This is a genomic window from Mesorhizobium loti R88b (assembly GCF_013170845.1).
GTDB lineage: Bacteria > Pseudomonadota > Alphaproteobacteria > Rhizobiales > Rhizobiaceae > Mesorhizobium > Mesorhizobium loti_B.
The window spans coordinates 4,479,930-4,494,523 of the sequence record NZ_CP033367.1; the positions used below are offsets into that span (position 1 = coordinate 4,479,930).

The window sequence follows — 14,594 nt, forward strand, 5'->3', positions numbered from 1 at the left end:
GCCTCGAATAAGAGGGATCATAGACAAACTATTCCCCAGGAGCCTTCCCATGGACCGCCTTGACCGAAAAATTCTCCGCCTCCTGCAGGAGGACGCGACACTTGCGGTGGCCGATGTCGCCAAGAAAGTCGGCCTGTCGACGACGCCTTGCTGGCGCCGCATCCAGAAGCTCGAGGAGGAGGGCGTCATCAAGCGGCGTGTCGCCATTCTCGACCATGAGAAGGTCAATGTAAGGGTCACCGTCTTCGTCTCGATCCGCACCAATTCCCACAGCCACGAATGGCTGCGGCGGTTTTCCGAGGTCATCCAGGAGTTTCCAGAGGTGGTCGAGTTCTATCGCATGAGCGGTGACGTCGACTACCTGCTGCGCGTGGTGGTGCCCGATATCGCCGCCTACGATGCCTTCTACAAGCGGCTGATCGCCAAGATCGAAATCCGTGACGTGTCATCGTCCTTCGCCATGGAGCAGATCAAGTACACGACCGAAATCCCGCTCGACTACATGGTGCTGGACAAGGAATCGGGGGCCAACGCGGCTTGAGTGCGGTCATTTTTTCTTCTTGTTGAGGAAACTCCAGGGCGAGTTCACCGGCAGGATGACGGTGTCGGGTACGGTATCCACCTCGACCACCTCCGCCTTGCGCACGGTGTAACCGGACTGGATGACGCTGACGCCGTCGAGAATGAACAGCTGACTCTTTTCCATGTCCGGATTCAGGGCGCCGGTAACGGCAACCGGCTGGTAGGCTTGCGACATCTTGTAGGGCTGGGCAGGCGTGACCAGCACGATCTGGTTAGGCGGCGGCGTCGGCATGTGGCTGCACGCGCCCGTCCATGGCACCAGCAGGAACTGATAGACGAGGTCGCCGTCGCGATCGACCGGCAATGCATAGCCGGCTAATTGTATGATCTTATCCTGCAAAATGAGCGACAGCGTCTCGCCATGATCGGGCAATTTTGCCGCGATCATCGGCATGCCGACGTCTTCGGCAACCGCCTGCGTCGCCGGGCGCAAATCCTTCCAGAAGATGTGCATGGTCTCGGCCGAGGCAACGGCAGCGGATGCGTTTAGCGCGGTCGCGAGCGCCAGGATTGATTTCAGGTGGATGCCCATGGCCGCTTCCTTTGCCTGGGAGTAAAGACGCCGCTGCCAATGGCGTCAATGCTCGAGCCGCATCACATGTCGGCGAGAACCAGCCATTCAAACCCCTCTTGCGGCGAGGCGTTCAAGTGTTTTGGCATCCGACAGTTCCTTCACGGCGTCCTTGCCGATCCAGCGCGCGGTCTTGTCTGGGGAGCCGGCAAGTTGCTGCGCCAGGGCCAGGGCAGGGGCGTGCAGGCTCATCGATCGCTTGCCGATCTGCCGCAGCGCCCAGTTGACCGCTTTCCTGACGAAGTTGCGCTCATCGCCGGCATGGGCTTCGATCAGAGGCAAATAGGCGAGGAACGTCCCGTCCGGTTCCTTTTTCAAATGCACGGCTGCCCATGCCAGCATGGCAAAGGCCGTGCGGCGGACGAATTCGCGCTCGTCGACCGCAAACGCCTCGATCAGCGTGCGCCAAAACGGCGTATCGACGAACAGATCAGAGACGGTGTCGACGACTTCCCAGGAATCGAAATCGTCGGCCCAGCGGCGGCATTCCTCGATGGTGATCTTCTTTGGCTCGCCGGTGAAAGCCGCCATCAGCCGCGCTTCTCGAATGCCGCTGGCCCACAGCGCCAGGGATCGCTCGTGGTTGTGCTTCAGCTTGCGTGCCAATGGCCGCAAATCCGTATTGCCGACGCCGAGCGCGGTCGCAGTGTTGATGCCGAACCGCGCCATGCCTGCGCGGTTTTCCTCGGTACCGATCGAGCGCAGATGCGCGACGATGTCCTGCGCGGTCCAGCCTGGAGCGGGCAGGGACATGACCGCCTACCTCTCCAGACGCGCCAGCAGCGAGGAGGTATCCCAGCGCTTTCCGCCCATTGCCTGTACGTCCTTGTAGAACTGGTCGACAAGCGCGGTCACCGGCAGTCTGGCGCCGTTGCGGTCGGCTTCATCCAGGCAGATGCCGAGATCCTTGCGCATCCAGTCGACGGCAAAGCCGAAATCATATTTTCCCGCATTCATCGTCTTGTGCCGGTTCTCCATCTGCCAGGAACCGGCCGCACCCTTGGAGATCACCTCGATCACCTTCTCGATGTCGAGCCCGGCCTTCTTGCCGAAATGAATGCCTTCGGCCAGGCCCTGTACAAGGCCGGCAATCGTGATCTGGTTGATCATCTTGGTGAGCTGGCCGGAGCCTGCCGGACCCATCAGCCCGACCATGCGGGCAAAGGCGTCGATGACCGGCCGCGCCTTGTCGAAAGCAGCCTGATCGCCGCCGACCATGACGGTCAGCACGCCGTTCTCGGCGCCGGCCTGGCCACCGGAGACCGGCGCATCGAGGAACGAAAACCCACCGGCTTGCGCTGCCGCCGCCAGTTCGCGCGCAACTTCGGCCGAGGCCGTGGTGTTGTCGATGAAGACCGAACCTTTCTTCATCGATTGGAAGGCGCCTTGCGGACCTGTCGTCACCGAACGCAGATCGTCGTCATTGCCGACGCAGGAGAAGACAAAGTCCTTGTCCCTTGCTGCCTCCACGGGCGTCTCGGCAAAGCTGCCACCGTGCTGGCCGACCCATTGCTCTGCCTTCGCCCTGGTGCGGTTGTAGACGGTGACGTCGTGGCCGCCCTTGTTGCGGAGGTGTCCGGCCATCGGATAGCCCATTACGCCAAGACCGAGAAATGCCACAGATGCCATGAGCTTGCCCTTCAGACCGGAAAAACGAAATTGCTGCGAAAGCTCTAGGCCCTGCGCTCAATTCGTCAAGACGTGTCCAGACCGATCGACTGGCACAGCCGAGTGGGAAAAGGTCAGCGTTTCAGGTGGATGGTGATCCGGCGCTCGATCCATTCGACGCCATGGCGCAGCAACTCGACCATGACAAGGTAGACCAGAGCGACCCAGATATAGGCCTGGATGTCGAACGAGTTGGCGAAAGCGAGCTTTGCATTGCCCATCAGATCATAGACAGTGATGATGGCAACGATGGCGGACGCCTTGATCATCAGGATCAGTTCGTTGCCATAAGGCCGCAAGGCGACAATCAACGCCTGCGGCAGGACGATCTTGCGCAGCGTCTGCAATTTGTGCAGGCCAAGCGAGGCAGCGCCTTCCCATTGGCCCCTTGATACGCTCTCGATAGCGCCGCGCAGGATCTCCGCCTGGTAGGCGGCGGTGTTGAGCGCAAAGGCGAAGACGCCACAGTTGAAAGCGTCTTTGAAAAAATCCCAGAGCCCGATCATCTGGAGCTCCGGCCGGAACGAACCCAGCCCGTAATAGACCAGGAACGTCTGAACCAGCAGCGGCGTGCCCCGGAAGAAATAGACGTAGCAATAGGCAAGGCCGGACAGGATACCGTTTCTGGACATGCGCCCATAGGCAACAGGCACTGACAAGGCGGCGCCAAGCACCATCGAAATGGCCACCAGCGACAGGGTGACCCTCAGCCCCTGCAGATAGGCTGGCGCATATTTGGCGAAGAAGGCAGCATTCCAGGCAAAGAAGAGGTAGCTGACGATGCCAAGGCCAAAGGCTATCCAAACACCGACCAGCGCATAGCCGACGATGCGCCTGCGCGGCCAGCCGCGCAGCTGCGGCGGTGGCGGTTCAACCATGGCGGCCGTGGCGCTCATCGTTGCGCCTCACGTCGGCCGAGCGAGCGTAAGATGGCGCTGGTGGCGAAAGACGACACGACTGCCAGGCAGAGAAAGACCAGCGCCGCCACGCCGTAAAACAGGAAGGAATGCTTGGTCACGCGAGCGGCCACGCCGGCGTTGCGCAAGGTCTCGGCGAGACCGACGACCGACACCAGCGAGGTGTCCTTCAACAGGCTGAGCCAGCAATTCTCCAGGCCGGGGAAGGCGATCCGTAACAACTGCGGCAGGATCACCTTGCGCATTGTCAGCCAGTACGAAAGACCGATGGCGTAGCCGCCTTCGTACTGGCCTTTCGGTATGGCGCGGAATGCCGAAAGGAAAACCTCGCTGGCATAGGACGAAAAGATCAGCGAGAGCACTATCATGCCCGCAACGAAGCTGTTGACGTCGATTGTCGCGTCTGGCCAGAAAAATCTGACGAGATGCTGCAGCAGGATCGGCATGCCGAAGAAAAACAGGAAAAGTGTCACCAACTCCGGCAGGCCACGGAAGACCGTGGTGTAGATGTTGGCGGCGAGGCGCAGCGAGGGCTCTTCAGACTGCTTGGCCAGCGCGATAAAAAAGCCGATCGCCAAACCAATGGGGAGCGTCGCCAGCGCAAGCAGGACCGTTACTACGACACCATACGCAATATCATCACTCCAGCCATCAGGTCCCCAACTGAGCAGTGTCCATATGCTTTGGGCTGGCATTGACGAATCTTATCTCCAGAGCTTTCCGAGACGAATAGAAAGACGGCGGGAATTACCCCGCCGTCTTGACCATATTGATCAGGAATCGCCACCGTAGACGTCGAACTTGAAGTACTTGTCGTTGATTTCCTTGTATTTTCCATTGGCGCGGATGGCGTCGATGGCCGAGTTGAGCTGATTGACCAGATCCGTCTCACCTTTGCGCACCGCGATGCCGGCACCGGGTCCGAAGATCTCGACAGGCTGCGGCGACGGCTGGCCGAGAATCTTGCAGCAGGCACCATCAGGTGAGTCCAGCCACTGCTGCAGCACGACGATATCGTCCTCGATGGCGTCGAGACGTCCATTGGCAAGATCTGCCTGCTCCTCGGGGCTGCTCGGATAGCCCTTCACGGTGCTGTCGGTGTAGGTCTTCGAGGCATAGTTGAAATGGGTGGTCGTCGTGGCGACGCCGACGGTCTTGCCGGCGAGATCCGCCTTGGTCACGCCCTTCAGCGTCGAGTCTTTCGGCACGGCAAGCGCCGAAGGCGTGTTATAGTATTTGTGCGAGAAGTCGACCTTCTCCTTGCGCTCCGGCGTAATCGACATCGAGGCGACGATGGCGTCGAACTTGCCGGCCTGAAGCGCCGGGATGATGCCGTCCCAATCCTGGGCGACGAAGGTGCACTTGACCTTCATCTGATCGCAAAGCGCCTGGGCGATGTCGATGTCGAAGCCGACGAGCTTGCCGTCGGAGGTCAGGTTATTGAAAGGGGGGTAGGCGCCTTCGGTGCCGATCCGCAGGGTCTTTTCCTGGGCCTGGGCTACGCCGAGCGTCAGCAGCGCAGCCGATGCGGCGAGCGCGATACGCAGTGCAATACGCATGATAGTCCTCTCTTTATGGTCCCGGCCGTCGTTCCGAAACGGCTCTGTGGGGCGGTGCTTTTGACCGCCCGCTGGCGCGATACTCCCACTCTTTCCAAGAAAAAAGCAACTGCAAAACCACCAAAATCGGTAATGGGGTTCTGCCGTTACGTTACATCTCAAGCAACGAGGCCGGTCGTACGCTCGATGAAGTCGACTATGGATTTTGCATCGTCAAGGTCGAATACCGGCAGGCTGTTGTCCGCGGCGGCGAAATCCGCGGCAACTGCGACAATATTGGGATCATCAGCCGATAGCGGTGTCCGGTCCTTGGCTTCCAGGCGCCTGGTTTCGATCTTGCGGTGGGACTCGCGCTTGTAGCCCTCCACCAGCACGATGTCGCAAGGGGCGAGCCGCGAGAGGACCTCGTCCAGAGGCGGCTCATCCTCGCCGCGCAATTCGTGCATCAGCGCCCAGCGATTGCCGGACACGATCGCGACCTCGGTGGCGCCGGCCTGGCGATGGCGGAAGCTGTCCGCGCCCGGCTTGTCGATGTCGAAATCATGATGGGCATGTTTGACCGTCGAGACCTTCCAGCCGCGCCGCACAAGCTCGGCGACCAGCTTTTCGGTCAGTGTGGTCTTGCCAGAGTTTTTCCAGCCGGTGATGCCGAAGACGCGTCTGTTCATGCCGTCATGCTTTGCAACAGGCGCTGGGCCTCGGCAAGATCGTCCGGCACATTGATGTTGAAGAAAGGATCGAGCCCCGCGGATCGCAGGACCGGGAATTCCACCTCGACATGGCCGTGGCGCTCGATGAAGGCCGACACCCGCCTGTTGTCCTCATCGACCAGGAAATGCCGCAAGGCGTCACGGCATCCAACCGGCCACAGCGCGAAGGTCGGATGCCGCCAGCCGGCCGACGATGCGACGGCGATCGAATCGGAATGTCGGCCGGCCGCCGCCGCCAGACGGTCGACGAGATCAAGCGGCAGGAAAGGCGTGTCGCCGGCAGCGGTGACGATCGCCTTGCAAGGCGTATTGGCAACGGCCCATTCGAGGCCTGTGAGAATTCCGGCGAGCGGTCCGGCAAAGCCCTCGATGGTGTCGGCAAGCACCGGCAGTCCAAAACGGGAAAAACGGGCCGGGTCGCCATTGGCGCTGAGCGCCACGGTTTCAAGCTGCGGGCCAAAGCGCGACAAGACCTGGTCAAGCACGCAGCCGTCGCCGAGCGGCAACAGGCTCTTGTCGCCACCACCCATCCGCCTCGACTGGCCGCCGGCCAGAATGATCCCTGAGATGTCTCGATTCATGCCATCCAGGCTCTACGCCGGCCGCTGGAAATCGCAAGCAACTTCCCAGTTCCCGTTTCCTAGATTCCATCCGGCGCCATGGCCGGTCCGGTGCTCTCGGCGACGATCCGCCTCCGGCCGACCACCCGTTCGCGATAAAGCGTATAGAGACCCGAGCCGACGACTATTGCTGCACCGACGATCATCGGCATGTCGGGGAAATCACCGAAGACGATCAAGCCAAGCAGGATGGACCAGAGCAGCGCCGTGTAGCGGTACGGCGCGATGAAGGAGATTTCGCCCGAGCGCATCGCCATGATGATGGTTTGATAACCGATGAGCACGAGCACGGCGGCCAGCGCCAGCAGCGCCGTGCTTCTGCTGGTCATCGGCATCCAGCCGCCCATCGGCGACAACAGCACCGCGCCGACGATGGTCATTGCCAGTGCGGTGGCGGTCGAGACCAGCATTGTCGGTATGGCTTGAGGGATGCGCTTGGTGGCGAGATCACGCACGGTGCAGCATGCGACGCTGGCCAGCGCCCAAAGGGAATAGATGCTGAAGCCGTCAAAGCCCGGCCGCACGATGACCAGTACACCGACAAAACCGACAGCGATCGCCAGCCAGCGCCGCCAACCGACCGCTTCGCCGAAAAACAGCGCGGCGCCCATCGTTACCGCCAGCGGCAGCGCCTGAAGGACGGCCGAGACACTGCCGATCGGCAAATGGGCAAGCGCCACGAGAAATGACACCGTGCCGCCAGCCTCGCCCAGGACACGGATTGCCACCAGCGGCTGCAGCATCAGGCGCGGGCGCACAAGCGCGCCACGTTGCCAGGCAAGCAGACCGACGAAGAGCGAGGCAAATGCCCCTCTGATCAGCATGACCTGCGCCATGTTCATCGATTGCGAAGAATATTTGGTGATGGCGTCGTTGAGCGTGAAGCCAACCATCGCCACCATCATGAACAACGCGCCGCGAAGATTTGGAGAAAGGGGCAAGACATCTACCGATTGCCTGGGCAAGCAAGCCTGTAACAGCCCGCCACAAAACAGCAATGGCAAAGGGCTGGGCCAGGCGGGTATTCAATCCCGCTGGTGCGAAATCAATCCTGGATCAGCCACGAATCCTGTCGGAAGGCGGCATCGCCTCCCGAAAGCTATCCGGCAGCAACGATGTCTACTTCTTCGGCGTCAGCACCTCGGTGCCGTTGCCGTCCTTGCCGGCGATCGTCCACAGGCCGTGCAGCGACCCGTCTTCCCCGACCTTGTAGACGACGAGGCCGATATCCTTGCCCATGACGTAGCCGGCGGAAAAGGCGTCGTCGTTGCGCATGCAGATGCCGTCAGAGGATGAGCCGCCGGTCTCCCAATGGATCGTGCAGGTAGTCTCGCTGGTCAGTGTAATGGTGGCTTCGCCATCATATTTCGAGCCGTCGAAGTTGGTGCCGGCAACGGTATAGGTGCCGCCGATCGACTGGGCCGCCGCGGGCAGGGCCGTGAAGCCAAGCAACGCAAGAGAAAGAATGAGTTTGCGCATGACGTGTTCCCCCTGTGAGCGATGAGCCGCTTCCGGGCGAAGGCTAGGCCGGAACAGGCTAGCCGTAAATCCGACGGCGGTTCGCGCACAACACTTTTTCTGGGGTGTGATCCGAAATACTCACTGTCCCTTGAGGCTGCCGGCAATGGCGCCGACCAGCGGATCGTATTTCGACTTGAGATCAGGCGGGTAGTCGATCCAGACCGTGCGGATGACGCCATCCCAGCCAAACAGGCGCCGCTCATAAAAGATCTTTCCATCCTTCATGCCCGATAGCACCGCCCAGTTCTTACCGATCTTGCTGTAGGTGACCGTGTAGCCAGGTTCCTTGCTCGCCTTCTCGTCGGCGACAAAGCCTTTCGGCGTGTCGTCGTCGACGTTGAGGATGCCCGAGCAGGTCAGGCTGGCGCCATCAGCGCTCAGCCACACCTGTCCGTCGCCATTTTCCGGCTCGGGCTGACGATCGGTGAAGATCTCGTCGGGAAAGGTGCAAACGGTGCCGAATCGCTCGTTCACATAGGTGGAGGGCGCTGCGAATGCGCTGCTTCCTGCAATCGCCGCGAGAGCCGCCATTGTCATAGAAACCCGCCGCATGTGTTGCCTCAAAATCGATGATCGAAAGGCAATCCTTGCACAGATCGGCGGGAAGGTCAGCCGCCCGTCACACTCATGTGCCGGGACACCGACGGTCGGCTGGTGCGGCGGTCGATGATGAAGTCATGACCTTTCGGCTTGCGGCCGATCGCCTCGTCGATCGCGTCGGCGACAAGTTCATTACCCTCGGATGCGCGCAACGGTGAACGCAGGTCTGCCGCATCTTCCTGTCCGAGGCACATATAGAGCGTGCCGGTGCAGGTCAGCCGGACGCGGTTGCAGCTTTCGCAGAAATTATGCGTCATCGGCGTGATGAAGCCGAGCTTGCCGCCGGTCTCGGCGACGTGGACATAGCGGGCCGGGCCGCCTGTCTTGAAGGGGATGTCAGTCAGCGTGAACTGGCGCTCCAGCGAGGCGCGCAGCAGCGACAGCGGCAGATACTGGTCGGTGCGGTCAGCGTCGATCTCGCCCATCGGCATGGTCTCGATGACGGTCAGGTCCATGCCGCGGCCATGCGCCCAGCGCATCATGTCGGGCAGTTCGGCGTCGTTGAAGTCCTTCAGCGCCACCGCGTTGAGCTTGACCTTCAGCCCGGCCGCCTGCGCCGCATCAATGCCCGCCATGACCTTGTCGAGATGGCCCCAGCGGGTGATCTTGTGGAACTTGTCGGCGTCGAGCGTGTCGAGCGACACGTTGATGCGCCTGACGCCGCAATCGGCGAGTTCAGCGGCGAAACGCGACAGCTGCGAACCGTTGGTGGTCAGCGTCAGTTCTTCCAGCGCGCCGCTTGCGAGATGGCGAGACAGCTGGCGCACCAGATGCATGATGTTCTTGCGCACCAGCGGCTCACCGCCGGTGAGACGCAGCCTTCTGACGCCCTTTTCGATGAAGACAGTGCAGAGCCGGTCCAGCTCTTCCAGCGACAACAGGTCCTTCTTCGGCAGGAAGGTCATGTCCTCGGCCATGCAATAGGTGCATCGGAAATCGCAGCGGTCGGTGACCGACACGCGGAGGTAATTGATCGTGCGACCGAAGGGGTCGATCATGTCCATGCTTCAAGCGTTTCCCGTGGCCGCGAGCGGCGTCGTTATATACTGCTATGTGATACGAAGCGGCCGGCCATTCAAGATACCGCTTCTCGATCTTTGGTAACATCCCCGGGCCGACATCGCATGTCGGCTCATCTCAAACAGTCTTTTCCGCACTGGCGAAGCAGCGTAGGGAAGGGTGGATGATATGGGATCGACCAGCATGACCGCGCCGAAGGAACTCAGGGTCTCCAAGGACCGCAAACTGCTGTCGGTCACCTTTCCCAACCACCAGCCATTCGAATTGCCGGCGGAACTCTTGCGCGTTGCCTCGCCATCGGCCGAGGTGCAGGGTCATTCGCCCGAGCAGCGGGTGACGGTTCCCGGCAAGCGCAATGTGGCCATCCTGAAGATCGAGCCGGTCGGCAACTATGCGGTGCGCATCACCTTCGATGATTTCCACGACACCGGCATCTTCACCTGGAATTATCTGCACACGCTCGGCCACGAGAGGGATGAGCGCTGGAATGCCTATCTGGCGGAGCTTGAGGAAAAAGGCTTGAGCCGCGATCGCTAACCTCGTGCGTCGCTGTCGTCAAAACGTCATCGATCTGGAGTAGCGCCGGCAAAGGTTCGGAGAAGGAAGAGATGTCGCGCATCACGACGGTCGAACAGCTCAAAGCGCTCTATGGCGTTCCAGGCGAAGCCTCGCTGGTCAAGGAACTCGATCACGTCATTCCCGAGTATGCCGCCTTCATCGAAGCCTCGCCCTTTGTCGCACTGGCGACCAGCGGACCGGAGGGACTGGACTGTTCGCCGCGCGGCGATCTCGCCGGCTTCGTGCGTATCGTTGATCCGAAAACGCTGATGATGCCGGACCGGCGCGGCAACAACCGCGCCGATTCGCTGCGTAACATCATTAGGGATCCGCGTGTCGGCCTCTTGTTCCTGGTGCCGGGTTCCGGCACCACGCTGCGCATCAACGGGCGAGCCCATATCACCACCGATGCCGAACTTTGCGCGTCCTTCATGGTCGACGGCAAGGCGGCGCGTTCGATAACCGTTATCGATGTCGATTCGGTCTATTTCCAATGCGCCCGCGCCATTGTGCGGTCCGAGCTCTGGAACCCGGCAAGGCATGTCGACCCAAAGTCGCTGCCGACGCCCGGAAAAATCCTGGAAGTCACCAGCCGCAAGAACATCGACGGCGAGGCCTACGACAAGGAATGGCCCGAGCGAGCGAAGAAGACGATGTGGTAGCTGCGTTGCAATTGAGGTGAGACCGGCCTGACCTGAATTTCAACGCACCTAGCGCACCTTAAGTCACGCTTCCTTCAGCACATCATAGATCTTACGCATCTGTTCGCCGATCATGTCGCACTGTTCGGGTGTCGACTGGCTCATCGCCTTCTCGATCAACGCCATATGCACTTTCAGCGCCTGCATCAGCAGCGCCTCGCCGGCTTCGGTCAGAGCGAGCCGCAAGATGCGCTTGTCCTTCTCGTCGCCTTCGCGGCGCAGCAGGCCGCGCGTCTCCAGCTGCGGCAACAGCATGGTGATGTTGGAGCGGCCGACCAGCAGCTTGCGGGCAAGGTCGTGCTGCGACATGCCGGGATGGCGGTAGAGGTTCATCAGCACGTCGAGCTGCGCCGGCTTCAGGTCCAGCGGCGCGAGTTTCACCGCCAGCGTGCGCTCCAGCACATGGCAGGCGCGCGCCACCGCGACCCAGTTGCGAAAACGCGGGTTGTCCCAAGGTAACTCTTGTTTATTGTTCATCTTTGAACTATTATGTTCATGCTTGAACGTATGGATGGATTCTCACTATGGCATCAATCGGGCTGAAGGTCATCCGGGGCGTATTTGGTGCGGCCGAACATATTGCACCGCGCATCACCGGGCGCGCGGCGTTCGAACTGTTCTGCCGCACGCCGAGCGCCAAAGCGCTGACCGACGGCGAACGCCGCGCCATCAGCCGCGCCGCTGACTTCATGAGCGAGGCGCGCCATCATCGGCTGAAGACCAAGACCGGCTGCGTCATGGTGCATGAATTCCGGCCGGAGCCGGGCAGGGCGGCGCTTGGCACGGTGCTTGTCGTCCATGGCTGGCGTTCGCGCACCGAATATATGCGCGCGTTGATCGAGGGCTATCGCGCGGCCGGCTACAGGGTGGTTTCTCTTGACCTGCCGGGCCATGGCCATTCGCAGGGCCGGCACCTGAACATGGTCAATGCTGTCGAGGCCGTACGGGTCGCCGGCGAATGGTTCGGTCCGTTCGTGGCAGCGGTTGGACATTCCTTCGGTGGCGCCGTTGCCGCCAATGCCATCGCCGGTTCGGTCAAGAACATTCCGCCACTGGCGGCCGGACGCCTTGTGCTGATCGCGGCGCCCAGCTCCTTGCCGGCGATCTTCGCCGACTTCAGCCGCATGCTCAATGTCGGGCCGCGTTCGCAGGTCGCCATGGCGGACCGTGTCGAACACCTGTCCGGCCGGCCGCTGCATGAATTCACCGGCGACCGCCAGCTCGCCCAGGCGCCTGTGCCCACCCTGGTCATTCACGCGCCGGATGACCGTGAGGTGCCAGCCGAACACGCAAAACGCTACGCCGGCGCGGGCGGCCATGTGCGGCTGCACTGGGCCGACGGGCTCGGCCACCGCCGCATTCTTGCCGACAAGGGCGTTGTCGAACGCGCCGTCGCCTTCGTCGCCCGAGAGCCGTCGCTGCTTCACTGAGCGGCAATCCTCGTTTCCATGCATGTCGCTGTCTCAAAACCGGGACCACTTTTGAGCGACATGCATTGGCCTATTTCTTCTTCTCGCCGGGTTCGACAGGCAATCCGGCGGCCTTCCAGGCGGTGTAGCCGCCAAGGATGTGCTTGACCGGGGAAAGTCCCATGTCCTGCGCCGTCTTGGTGGCGAGCGCCGAGCGCCAGCCGCCGGCACAAAAGAAAACAAAACTTTTACCCGAGGCGAAGAATGGCTTGTGATAGGGGCTCTCGGGATCGATCCAGAATTCCAACATGCCGCGGGTGACATGTTTGGCGCCGGGTATTTTTCCGTCGCGTTCCACCTCGCGCGGATCGCGCAGGTCGACGAAGATCGTGCCTTCGTCCTCGAGCAATCCCGCGGCTTCCTCTGGTGAAACCACTTCGATCTCGGCGTTCGCCTCATCCAGCAATTCGCGATACCCCTTTTTCACAGGCTTTTCCCCTCCGACCGCGCATTTGGCTGGCTGTCTGAATTTCCAGCACAATGGCCGGCGTTTGTCACGCTTTGTCGGTGCCCGCCAGCGTCTGCCAGGCAGCCATAGCTCCGGCAACCGTCGCCATCAGCGCGGTGCACGAAGCACCGTCGCGCGCCTGGATCGACATGCCGTGCTGCACGGTGGCGTAGAAGGTCGCCACGGCGTGGCAGTCGAAGTCGGCAGGCAGTTCGCCGTCGGCCACACCTCGCTCGAGGCGTTTTTGCAAGGCTGAATGGTTTTCAGCGCGGCGGCGGCGTAGGTCGGCGCAGATCAGGCCGCTGGTCGAATCCTGATGCAGCGCGCCAAGCGTGATCAGGCAACCTTGCGGACGGTCGGTCTGCGAATAGGCCTTTGCCGTGCGGCTTAAAAAAAGCTCGATTGCCAGGCGCGCGGTCGGCGCCTCATCCAGCGCCTGCCAGATATCCGGACCTTCGAAGCGCGAATAGAAATCCGCAGCCTCAAGGAATAACGCCTCCTTGCTGCCATAGGCGGCGTAAAGGCTGGGCGAATTGATGCCCATCGCGGTGGCGAGGTCGCTTATCGACGCGCCTTCATAACCCTTGGCCCAAAACACCTCCATCGCGCGCCGCAAGGCTGCGGTTCGATCGAAGGTGCGGGGACGGCCTCTTTCCGACATGATGCTCTTTTCTGTGTTGATCGATACATAAATCAGTTGACGCGCTCGGGCAAGCCTGCCAGGTATTTATGTATTGATCACTACATAAATGGAGAAACCAATGTCTTCCAACAGTTTGAACGGCAAGGCGGCGCTCGTCACAGGCGGCAGCCGCGGCATCGGAGCAGCGATTGCGCGAAGACTCGCGGCCGATGGCGCCGATGTCGCCTTGACCTATGTGCATGGCGAGGAACAGGCCCGCTCGGTCGTCGCCGACATCGAGGCCAAGGGCGGCCGCGCCGTCGCGATCAAGGCCGACAACCGGGACGCCGAGGCGATAGACAGGGCCGTCGATGAGACCGTGGCTGCATTCGGTCGGCTGGATATCCTGGTCAACAGTGCCGGCATCTGGCGCGCGGCGCCTATCGACACTTTGTCGCTTGCCGATTTCGACGAGACCATGTCGGTCAATCTGAGAGCCCCGTTCATCGCCTCGAAGGCGGCGGCGGCGCATATGGGCGAGGGCGGCAGGATCATCTCGATCGGCAGCAATCTCGCTGAACGCGTCACCGACACCAGCCTCGGTGCCTATTCCACCAGCAAGGCGGCTCTGGTCGGCCTGACCAAGGCTCTCGCACGCGATCTCGGCGCACGTGGCATCACCGCCAACGTCGTCCATCCCGGTTCGACCGACACCGACATGAACCCGGCGGACGGACCGCATGCCGAACACCAGCGCCAGAAGATGGCGACACAGCGCTTCGGTAAGGCCGATGACATCGCCGGCATGGTTGCCTGGCTTGCCGGACCGGAAGGAAGTTTCGTGACAGGTGCGGCATTGACCATCGATGGTGGCGCCAACGCCTGATTTTCTCGGAGTTTCCCGGGCGGGAGCGAAAATACCTGCGCTCCCGCCGTCACGATGTTGTGAAACCGTTCTGCAACAGGCTTTCCGAAATTTATGAAAGCTTAACGAAATCGGTATGAATCGGTATAGTCACGCCTTACAT

General features: G+C 61.3%; 20 protein-coding genes. 5 read left to right on the plus strand and 15 right to left on the minus strand.

Going from position 1 to position 14,594, the window contains the following annotated elements:
* Positions 1-49 precede the first annotated feature (49 nt).
* Positions 50-541, plus strand: a complete 492-nt coding sequence (locus tag EB235_RS21755) for an Lrp/AsnC family transcriptional regulator (RefSeq protein WP_006205209.1) — start codon at positions 50-52, stop codon at positions 539-541.
* A 6-nt stretch (positions 542-547) separates the two neighbouring features.
* On the opposite strand, the gene EB235_RS21760 is transcribed toward EB235_RS21755, so the two are convergent.
* From EB235_RS21760 to moaA, 12 genes are all read right to left on the minus strand, one after another.
* Positions 548-1,114 (minus strand): DUF3299 domain-containing protein, encoded by a 567-nt coding sequence (locus EB235_RS21760; protein ID WP_027028989.1) that lies wholly within the window; start codon positions 1,112-1,114, stop codon positions 548-550.
* An 87-nt stretch (positions 1,115-1,201) separates the two neighbouring features.
* Positions 1,202-1,906, minus strand: coding sequence for a DNA alkylation repair protein (locus EB235_RS21765; protein ID WP_027028988.1), 705 nt, complete (start codon positions 1,904-1,906; stop codon positions 1,202-1,204).
* Positions 1,907-1,912: 6 nt separating this feature from the next.
* Positions 1,913-2,782 (minus strand): NAD(P)-dependent oxidoreductase, encoded by an 870-nt coding sequence (locus EB235_RS21770; protein WP_027028987.1) that lies wholly within the window; start codon positions 2,780-2,782, stop codon positions 1,913-1,915.
* A 113-nt stretch (positions 2,783-2,895) separates the two neighbouring features.
* A complete protein-coding gene (locus tag EB235_RS21775) occupies positions 2,896-3,717 on the minus strand; it encodes an ABC transporter permease (RefSeq protein WP_027028986.1) in 822 nt (273 codons plus the stop codon).
* Positions 3,714-4,433, minus strand: coding sequence for an ABC transporter permease (locus EB235_RS21780; RefSeq protein ID WP_027028985.1), 720 nt, complete (start codon positions 4,431-4,433; stop codon positions 3,714-3,716). Before EB235_RS21780 ends, EB235_RS21775 begins: the two co-directional genes overlap by 4 nt.
* Before the next feature lie 78 nt (positions 4,434-4,511).
* Positions 4,512-5,297: an ABC transporter substrate-binding protein gene (locus EB235_RS21785; RefSeq protein ID WP_027028984.1), complete on the minus strand. Its 786-nt coding sequence runs from the start codon at positions 5,295-5,297 to the stop codon at positions 4,512-4,514.
* A gap of 158 nt (positions 5,298-5,455) precedes the next feature.
* Entirely contained in the window at positions 5,456-5,965 is a 510-nt protein-coding gene (mobB, locus tag EB235_RS21790) for a molybdopterin-guanine dinucleotide biosynthesis protein B (protein ID WP_027028983.1), read from the minus strand.
* Positions 5,962-6,588: a molybdenum cofactor guanylyltransferase MobA gene (gene mobA / locus EB235_RS21795; protein ID WP_027028982.1), complete on the minus strand. Its 627-nt coding sequence runs from the start codon at positions 6,586-6,588 to the stop codon at positions 5,962-5,964. Before mobA ends, mobB begins: the two co-directional genes overlap by 4 nt.
* Positions 6,589-6,647: 59 nt before the next feature.
* Positions 6,648-7,568, minus strand: a complete 921-nt coding sequence (locus EB235_RS21800; RefSeq protein ID WP_027028981.1) for a DMT family transporter — start codon at positions 7,566-7,568, stop codon at positions 6,648-6,650.
* Positions 7,569-7,746: 178 nt separating this feature from the next.
* A complete protein-coding gene (locus tag EB235_RS21805) occupies positions 7,747-8,106 on the minus strand; it encodes a hypothetical protein (RefSeq protein WP_027028980.1) in 360 nt (119 codons plus the stop codon).
* 120 nt (positions 8,107-8,226) lie between these two features.
* Positions 8,227-8,685, minus strand: coding sequence for a hypothetical protein (locus EB235_RS21810; protein WP_246741398.1), 459 nt, complete (start codon positions 8,683-8,685; stop codon positions 8,227-8,229).
* A gap of 71 nt (positions 8,686-8,756) precedes the next feature.
* Positions 8,757-9,752 carry a GTP 3',8-cyclase MoaA gene (gene moaA / locus EB235_RS21815; RefSeq protein ID WP_027028978.1) on the minus strand — a complete coding sequence of 332 codons (996 nt, stop codon included), beginning with the start codon at positions 9,750-9,752 and terminating at the stop codon, positions 8,757-8,759.
* 199 nt (positions 9,753-9,951) lie between these two features.
* On the opposite strand from moaA, the gene EB235_RS21820 reads away from it, so the two are divergent.
* Positions 9,952-10,305 (plus strand): gamma-butyrobetaine hydroxylase-like domain-containing protein, encoded by a 354-nt coding sequence (locus tag EB235_RS21820; RefSeq protein ID WP_027028977.1) that lies wholly within the window; start codon positions 9,952-9,954, stop codon positions 10,303-10,305.
* Positions 10,306-10,376: 71 nt separating this feature from the next.
* Complete coding sequence (locus EB235_RS21825) at positions 10,377-10,988, plus strand: pyridoxamine 5'-phosphate oxidase family protein (RefSeq protein ID WP_027028976.1); 612 nt, start codon at positions 10,377-10,379, stop codon at positions 10,986-10,988.
* 63 nt (positions 10,989-11,051) lie between these two features.
* On the opposite strand, the gene EB235_RS21830 is transcribed toward EB235_RS21825, so the two are convergent.
* Positions 11,052-11,504: a MarR family winged helix-turn-helix transcriptional regulator gene (locus tag EB235_RS21830; protein WP_027028975.1), complete on the minus strand. Its 453-nt coding sequence runs from the start codon at positions 11,502-11,504 to the stop codon at positions 11,052-11,054.
* Positions 11,505-11,551: 47 nt separating this feature from the next.
* Here EB235_RS21830 and EB235_RS21835 point away from each other — a divergent pair, with 47 nt between their 5' ends.
* Positions 11,552-12,457: an alpha/beta hydrolase gene (locus tag EB235_RS21835; protein WP_027028974.1), complete on the plus strand. Its 906-nt coding sequence runs from the start codon at positions 11,552-11,554 to the stop codon at positions 12,455-12,457.
* A gap of 70 nt (positions 12,458-12,527) precedes the next feature.
* Here the strand turns inward: EB235_RS21835 and EB235_RS21840 are convergent, their stop codons facing one another.
* Entirely contained in the window at positions 12,528-12,923 is a 396-nt protein-coding gene (locus EB235_RS21840) for a rhodanese-like domain-containing protein (protein WP_027028973.1), read from the minus strand.
* A gap of 67 nt (positions 12,924-12,990) precedes the next feature.
* Positions 12,991-13,605 carry a TetR/AcrR family transcriptional regulator gene (locus tag EB235_RS21845; RefSeq protein WP_027028972.1) on the minus strand — a complete coding sequence of 205 codons (615 nt, stop codon included), beginning with the start codon at positions 13,603-13,605 and terminating at the stop codon, positions 12,991-12,993.
* A gap of 100 nt (positions 13,606-13,705) precedes the next feature.
* Here EB235_RS21845 and EB235_RS21850 point away from each other — a divergent pair, with 100 nt between their 5' ends.
* Positions 13,706-14,452 (plus strand): 3-oxoacyl-ACP reductase family protein, encoded by a 747-nt coding sequence (locus EB235_RS21850; RefSeq protein WP_027028971.1) that lies wholly within the window; start codon positions 13,706-13,708, stop codon positions 14,450-14,452.
* Positions 14,453-14,594: the final 142 nt, after the last annotated feature.

Excerpts from the sequence above, each read along its gene's own strand:
- EB235_RS21755 (WP_006205209.1), top strand. The coding sequence starts at position 50 with ATGGACCGCCTTGACCGAAAAATTCTCCGCCTCCTGCAGGAGGACGCG.
- EB235_RS21760 (WP_027028989.1), bottom strand. The coding sequence starts at position 1,114 with ATGGGCATCCACCTGAAATCAATCCTGGCGCTCGCGACCGCGCTAAAC.
- EB235_RS21765 (WP_027028988.1), bottom strand. The coding sequence starts at position 1,906 with ATGTCCCTGCCCGCTCCAGGCTGGACCGCGCAGGACATCGTCGCGCAT.
- EB235_RS21770 (WP_027028987.1), bottom strand. The coding sequence starts at position 2,782 with ATGGCATCTGTGGCATTTCTCGGTCTTGGCGTAATGGGCTATCCGATG.
- EB235_RS21775 (WP_027028986.1), bottom strand. The coding sequence starts at position 3,717 with ATGAGCGCCACGGCCGCCATGGTTGAACCGCCACCGCCGCAGCTGCGC.
- EB235_RS21780 (WP_027028985.1), bottom strand. The coding sequence starts at position 4,433 with ATGCCAGCCCAAAGCATATGGACACTGCTCAGTTGGGGACCTGATGGC.
- EB235_RS21785 (WP_027028984.1), bottom strand. The coding sequence starts at position 5,297 with ATGCGTATTGCACTGCGTATCGCGCTCGCCGCATCGGCTGCGCTGCTG.
- mobB (WP_027028983.1), bottom strand. The coding sequence starts at position 5,965 with ATGAACAGACGCGTCTTCGGCATCACCGGCTGGAAAAACTCTGGCAAG.
- mobA (WP_027028982.1), bottom strand. The coding sequence starts at position 6,588 with ATGAATCGAGACATCTCAGGGATCATTCTGGCCGGCGGCCAGTCGAGG.
- EB235_RS21805 (WP_027028980.1), bottom strand. The coding sequence starts at position 8,106 with ATGCGCAAACTCATTCTTTCTCTTGCGTTGCTTGGCTTCACGGCCCTG.
- EB235_RS21810 (WP_246741398.1), bottom strand. The coding sequence starts at position 8,685 with ATGACAATGGCGGCTCTCGCGGCGATTGCAGGAAGCAGCGCATTCGCA.
- moaA (WP_027028978.1), bottom strand. The coding sequence starts at position 9,752 with ATGGACATGATCGACCCCTTCGGTCGCACGATCAATTACCTCCGCGTG.
- EB235_RS21820 (WP_027028977.1), top strand. The coding sequence starts at position 9,952 with ATGACCGCGCCGAAGGAACTCAGGGTCTCCAAGGACCGCAAACTGCTG.
- EB235_RS21825 (WP_027028976.1), top strand. The coding sequence starts at position 10,377 with ATGTCGCGCATCACGACGGTCGAACAGCTCAAAGCGCTCTATGGCGTT.
- EB235_RS21830 (WP_027028975.1), bottom strand. The coding sequence starts at position 11,504 with ATGAACAATAAACAAGAGTTACCTTGGGACAACCCGCGTTTTCGCAAC.
- EB235_RS21835 (WP_027028974.1), top strand. The coding sequence starts at position 11,552 with ATGGCATCAATCGGGCTGAAGGTCATCCGGGGCGTATTTGGTGCGGCC.
- EB235_RS21845 (WP_027028972.1), bottom strand. The coding sequence starts at position 13,605 with ATGTCGGAAAGAGGCCGTCCCCGCACCTTCGATCGAACCGCAGCCTTG.
- EB235_RS21850 (WP_027028971.1), top strand. The coding sequence starts at position 13,706 with ATGTCTTCCAACAGTTTGAACGGCAAGGCGGCGCTCGTCACAGGCGGC.